A 4,364-nucleotide genomic window follows, 5' to 3' on the forward strand; every position below is an offset into this window, starting at 1 on the left:
TCCTCATTGGTTTCAGCCGGGCCTACTTGGGGTTGAATTGGCCCAGCGATCTGCTGGCGGGATATAGCCTGGGGGCTTTGTGGTTAATTTTTTGCATCACCCTTCTGCGGATTCAGTGGATGCGCCAGACGGATAGCCGCGGCCAAGCAAGGTAGTGCATAGGTGCAGAATCCTGAGGTTGCGATACACTAACCAGATACGGCCCTTTGTCGGTTAGTTGCGGCACCCGGATCCCTAGCCAAAAGCTTTTGGGATGGGTCGGTGGATCCCGGAAAAGGGCTGTTATCTCTTGTATCTCAGCACCCTAAATATCCTATGACTGCTACTTTTGCTCACACACCTTTGGCGCAAACCCTTCTGACCCGTCCTTCCTGGGTTCGGGATTTAATGCTGGTGTTGGGGGGAAGTTTGTTGGTAGCGGCACTGGCGCAGGTGCGGATCCCTTTGCCCTTTACCCCAGTACCCATCACCGGACAAACCTTCGGCGTGATGCTGGTGGGGGCAGGCTTTGGGGCAAGGCTGGGCTTTCTTGCCTTGCTGCTGTACCTGCTGGAGGGGCTTTTGGGGTTGCCCTTCTTCAACGGCGGCGGCTCTGGGCTCAGCCACTTAACCGGAGCGACAGGGGGCTACTTGCTGGCCTTTCCCCTGGCTGCAGGGCTGATGGGCTGGTTTGTGGAGCGCTGGGGGGTGGATCGCAGCCCTTGGAAGATGGCAGCGGCCATGCTCTCCTGCTCGGTTTTGATCTACGTCTTGGGAGCCACCTGGCTGGGGGTATGGCTGAACGAGAATGTCGGCCCCACTTCCGTCTTGGCCGTGCTCACCAAAGGCGTGTTCCCCTTTATCCCCGGCGATCTGCTGAAGTGTGTGCTGGCAGCAGCCCTGCTGCCCACCACTTGGCGCTGGCTGGGGCGGGAGAAGCCGACAGCGGATCCCAAGTCGCCCTCAAGCTAGGGCTTGCCCAACAGCAGCCTGATGGTGTAGGGCCAGCCTCCCGAAAATCTAAAAAAAAAATGATATCTACCGCAGTTTGGCCTTTTTTCTGAGATCCTAGGGACTGTGATCAAAACGGTGTTCAAAGCAACAGATTCAATGGAGCGCTTCTCTATATCGCTCTAGGGTTTTATAAGTCGCTGACTGGTCGCGACAAGCCCCTTTATGGGGCTTTTTTTATCGGCTTCACAAAAAAGGTGAGATGAGGCCGACCCTGACTTGCTATAGTCAATTTAGCTTGATCGGCGGGAAACCCCGCACTGTATTGGTAAATTGTGTTGACTCAAGAGCCAATTCAGTTTCGGGATGAAAGCCGTTTGTGCTTCAATTGAGGAGAACAAGTTAAATCGCTGGAAAGTTTCCCTGACTGGTTCCCGCCATGGGTCGCACGGTGGCAGCATGCTGAGACCTCTGTACAAACAAGTCTATGAAGCGTGAAGCCTGTACTCTATCGGTGCGCGCAGCGGGGCGTAAGCCATGTTGTGTTGACTCAACGAATAGGCGGGTGGGGTTTTTAGTAGCCCTGAAGCTCGCTCACAAGAACTCCGTCCCGCCAACGCAAGTGGCAGCGTTAAAATCTGCATCCCCTTCCCAACCACAGGCCGGGTTCACACAACGAAAACGCTTCCCTTCCCGCTGGCCAAGCCACAGGCAGCGGTGACAGGTCTGCAAGTGTAGGCAGGCGGAACCGCCACAACCTTGACCTCTGCTTTTGCTGCCTTGTAGTGCAAAAACTGCCTTAGCTGGTGGAACGCCCAACTGTTCAACCGCTAAAGTTGCGAGAGCAGCTTTCCTTCCCGCACTAGAGTGCGGGGCCTCCAGCTTTACCTTCTGTGAGGTCTTCCATTCAAGCCATAGGCTAGGGGTCGGCAGAACAAAGTCTGGAGCCTGCCCCAACTCCACGTTGCCACCTTGCCGTCACACCCTAGCCCTCTCTTCCCAAGGAGGAAAGCCGGGATTGTCTACAGAGATAGGCCCAGCTTCAGGCCCAGCACAGCATGGGCGAAGAGCACGCAGAGGATGAGGCTGCCCAAGTAAGCATGGGTGGTGCGCAGGGCCTCGCGGTTGCCCCCAAAGCCACTTAGGGACAGGGCACCATTGGCTGCCAACAGCAGCAACACCAGGGATCCCGTCCAAAAATGGGGGCTGCTCAGCAGGGGCTGGCCCTGCATGACTAAGGAGAGAAGGCCGCCAGTGTAGCCCAGGGCAATGAAGGTGGCCATCCAGGGGGCCAATTTGCGGTGATCCAAGAGCGGCTTTTGGGCCGATTCCGGCAGGGATCCCTCGGCTGCCAGGCGCAAGACCCGCCCCCGCCAACCGGTCAGGCCGACGAAGCTGCCCATGACCACCACCACAATGCCCATCATCAAAGGATGTCCCCATTGCACAATGGGCTGGGGCAGGTTGAAGCCGGCAAAAAACTGCGCTACTGGCTGCAAGGCAGCCGTCAACCCATCCGAAGCTGCCGACAGATTGGGCAGAGCCACACACAGCATAGGGATCCCCCCACCTTTGGAACAACTACAACTTTTTAACCAGTCTCCTTAACAAATCTACAACAAACCCACCTTCGATGACAGATGCCGGTGGAAAGCTTCAGGGGATGCAGCCGCAACGGTAAAATATCTAGCGGTGAAGCTGTGGTCGGCCACAGCTCCTCGGCTACCGCCTGCTAACGAGCAAAACGGAGTTATTCACATGGCCAAGTTGTTGTTGGGGGATCAATCCTTTGAAGTCGAGCTGCTGATGGATGTGCCCACCAATTGGCCTGGAATTAAAGTCATGTCCAAGGGAGCTAAGCTGGATATCCCAGCAGGAACAGTGGTGAGGGTGGAGTCAGAAGATGACCATGTAACCGGCTCCTACAAGGTGGTTTATCGTTTGGCTCCCGCCTATCCCCGCAGTTGGCGGCTGCTTTTGGAGCGGGAGAGTGCGGCTCCTGCACCTCAGGCGGAAGCGGCCCCAGAGGCCACAGCCGCTCAGGTTGCCCCCTCGGCGGCCTCATCCCTACCCAACAGCGACAAGATTTTCACCCTCAAAGTGTCCGGTTTGGTGGGAGGGGGCGTGCGCAAGAGCGTTGTCGAGTACAAAGTGCCCTTCAGCCGGCTCTCCCAAGAAGTGAAGCGCATTACCCAAAGGGGGGGCAAGATCGTCAGCATTACGGAGTCCAATGTGTTGAGCAACCTCGACTGACTTGCCTGGAAAGCTTCTGGGCGGTGGCTCTGCCGCTACTCCTGTGGGCTGGGGTACTACCTGGGCGAGGAAAGGGATCCCTGGCTGTTTTTGAGGAAACCACTGGCAAGGGCTTCCCCATCCCCAACCAGGAGATGGGGTGGTAGGCTGACGTTGGTTTTGCCGGTGAGGAGAAGGACATGACGTCTCGACAGCCGCTGCCGCGCCGGGGCGGCCATCCAGTCCCTAGGACAAAAAGGGGATCCCCCTTCCCGGGCCGAAGTCTTTCTGGGCAGCGACCGCCAACCCAGTTGCGCTTCCGGCTGCTCCGCTTCTTGGCTTTGTTGGTTACAGTGCTGGGGTTTGGGACGGGAGCCCTGGTGGCCTGGGCAACTGCTCATCCCGACTGGGCCAGCCGCCTGCCGGCGCTCTTGCCGCCTCTGGCCGAGATCCCTGCCCCCCGCGCCCAGGCCAAGGCCGCCCAACAGCGCCCGCCCCTCCCCCAAGAGCCGCAACTGCAGCGGGATCCTTTTGCGTTGGCTCCCTTGGCCAGTCTCTCCTACGTGCCGGCCATCATGTACCACGACGTGGTGGCTGGCCGCAAACAAGTCTGGTTTGACACCACGGTAGCCGAGCTGCGGCAGCACTTTGAGGCCATCAAGCAGGCGGGGCTGACTCCCATCCGCATCGACCAGCTCTACAAACACCTACGGGACGGGGATCCCTTGCCGGAAAAGGCCATTTTGCTGACTTTTGACGACGCCTACCTTGGGCTTTACGAAAACGCCTACCCCCTCTTGAAGGAGTACAACTACCCCGCCACCTACTTTGTTCAGACCGGCTTTGTCGGCGTGCCTACGGACAAAGATCACTTCACTTGGGATCAGATGCGGGAGATGGATGCCAGCGGGCTGATTGACTTTGCCGCCCACACCGTCAACCATCCTCCCGACCTGCGGCTGCTGGACGACACCCGCCTGCGGCGAGAGGTGGTTGACTGCAAGAGCAAGCTGGAGCAGGAGTTGGGCCACCCCATCCACTACTTTGCCTATCCGGAAGGCAACCGGGACGAGCGGGTGAAGCAATACCTGGCGGAGGCGGGTTACCGGATGGCCTTCACGATGGATCCCGGCTTTACGGGACAGTCGCCCAACTTGCTGGAGGTGCGCCGCTTTAACCAGTTTCGCCTCACCGAGGCCATT

The 4,364-nt window shown here is 58.3% G+C and carries 5 protein-coding genes and 1 pseudogene; 3 read left to right on the top strand and 3 right to left on the bottom strand.

Annotation, left to right across the window (positions count from 1 at the left end; genetic code table 11):
• The first annotated feature begins 315 nt into the window (after nucleotides 1-315).
• Nucleotides 316-951, top strand: a complete 636-nt coding sequence (locus NW863_RS02620) for a biotin transporter BioY (RefSeq protein ID WP_414364199.1) — start codon at nucleotides 316-318, stop codon at nucleotides 949-951.
• A gap of 573 nt (nucleotides 952-1,524) precedes the next feature.
• On the opposite strand, the pseudogene NW863_RS02625 reads toward NW863_RS02620, so the two are convergent.
• Nucleotides 1,525-1,760, bottom strand: a pseudogene (locus NW863_RS02625) (zinc ribbon domain-containing protein); the annotation flags it as partial.
• Nucleotides 1,761-1,952: 192 nt separating this feature from the next.
• Nucleotides 1,953-2,486: a DUF4079 domain-containing protein gene (locus tag NW863_RS02630; RefSeq protein WP_414364201.1), complete on the bottom strand. Its 534-nt coding sequence runs from the start codon at nucleotides 2,484-2,486 to the stop codon at nucleotides 1,953-1,955.
• A gap of 202 nt (nucleotides 2,487-2,688) precedes the next feature.
• On the opposite strand from NW863_RS02630, the gene NW863_RS02635 reads away from it, so the two are divergent.
• Complete coding sequence (locus NW863_RS02635; protein ID WP_414364203.1) at nucleotides 2,689-3,183, top strand: phycobilisome linker polypeptide; 495 nt, start codon at nucleotides 2,689-2,691, stop codon at nucleotides 3,181-3,183.
• Between the two features lie 56 nt (nucleotides 3,184-3,239).
• Here NW863_RS02635 and NW863_RS02640 read toward each other — a convergent pair whose 3' ends face one another.
• Nucleotides 3,240-3,401 (bottom strand): hypothetical protein, encoded by a 162-nt coding sequence (locus tag NW863_RS02640; protein ID WP_414364204.1) that lies wholly within the window; start codon nucleotides 3,399-3,401, stop codon nucleotides 3,240-3,242.
• Nucleotides 3,402-3,497: 96 nt separating this feature from the next.
• On the opposite strand from NW863_RS02640, the gene NW863_RS02645 reads away from it, so the two are divergent.
• The coding region (locus tag NW863_RS02645) for a polysaccharide deacetylase family protein (protein WP_414364205.1) at nucleotides 3,498-4,364 on the top strand (867 nt) is incomplete at its 3' end.

This window comes from Synechococcus sp. B60.1 (genome assembly GCF_047462555.1).
Lineage (GTDB): Bacteria > Cyanobacteriota > Cyanobacteriia > Thermostichales > Thermostichaceae > Thermostichus.

Bases quoted from the DNA above. Each gene is read 5' to 3' on its own strand.
- NW863_RS02620 (WP_414364199.1), top strand. From the start codon at position 316: ATGACTGCTACTTTTGCTCACACACCTTTGGCGCAAACCCTTCTGACC.
- NW863_RS02630 (WP_414364201.1), bottom strand. From the start codon at position 2,486: ATGCTGTGTGTGGCTCTGCCCAATCTGTCGGCAGCTTCGGATGGGTTG.
- NW863_RS02635 (WP_414364203.1), top strand. From the start codon at position 2,689: ATGGCCAAGTTGTTGTTGGGGGATCAATCCTTTGAAGTCGAGCTGCTG.
- NW863_RS02640 (WP_414364204.1), bottom strand. From the start codon at position 3,401: ATGGCCGCCCCGGCGCGGCAGCGGCTGTCGAGACGTCATGTCCTTCTC.